Annotated in this window: 1 protein-coding gene; it reads right to left on the bottom strand. The window is 36.2% G+C overall.

Features of this window, described 5'->3' with window-relative positions; all coding sequences use genetic code 11:
- Window positions 1–53: 53 nt before the first annotated feature.
- Window positions 54–734: an IS6-like element IS1216 family transposase gene (locus ABD086_RS05740; RefSeq protein ID WP_001015311.1), complete on the bottom strand. Its 681-nt coding sequence runs from the start codon at window positions 732–734 to the stop codon at window positions 54–56.
- Window positions 735–810: the final 76 nt, after the last annotated feature.

Below are 810 nucleotides of genomic sequence, written 5' to 3'. Positions count from 1 at the left end.
GTTCTGTTGCAAAGTTTTAAATAAAGAATAAAATCCCTTACGGTATCTATGATTTAAGCTGGGATTCCCAATAATACCTTGATTTCAGTACAGACCGAAAACCCGAAGAGAGTGCCTTCTTTTCGGGTTTTCTTATATAATCCTCGAATGGCTTCCATGCCTTTAATCGTGGTAGAGGCAGTGCGTAAACTTCGATAGAATTTATTGCGTCTCTTTACTGGACGATGGTCTTGTTCAATCAAATTATTCAGGTATTTAATGGTACGATGTTCTGTCCCTTGATAAAAGCCGTATTCTTTTAGTTTCTTAAAGGCACTTGTAATAGAGGGGGCTTTATCTGTGACTACAACCTTCGGTTCATCAAACTGCTTCACTAACCGCTTAAGAAAAGCATAGGCTGCTTGTGTGTCCCGTTTTTTACGTAACCAAATATCCAAGGTTAAACCATCTGCATCGATGGCTCGATACAAATAATGCCATTTTCCTTTAATTTTGATGTACGTTTCATCCATTTTCCATGAATAAAAGGATTTTTTATTTTTCTTTTTCCAAATTTGATAGAGTAGTTTGCCATATTCTTGCACCCAACGATAAATCGTCGTATGAGAAACGTTAATGCCACGATCATATAAGATTTCTTGAACTTCACGATAGCTAAGGTTATAACGAAGATAGTAGCCCACGGCTACAATAATCACATCCTGCTGAAATTGCTTTCCTTTAAAATGATTCATCGTCATTCCTCCTGCTATCTTTTTCTATTATTCTACCTTATTTGATAGTAGATTTAAAACTTTGCAACAGAACCAT

The sequence above is a fragment of the Nocardioides aquiterrae genome, assembly GCF_039526625.1.
Lineage (GTDB): Bacteria > Actinomycetota > Actinomycetes > Propionibacteriales > Nocardioidaceae > Nocardioides > Nocardioides aquiterrae.
The sequence above is the reverse complement of the archived record's forward strand: the minus strand, read 5'-3'. Positions and strand labels throughout refer to the sequence as shown.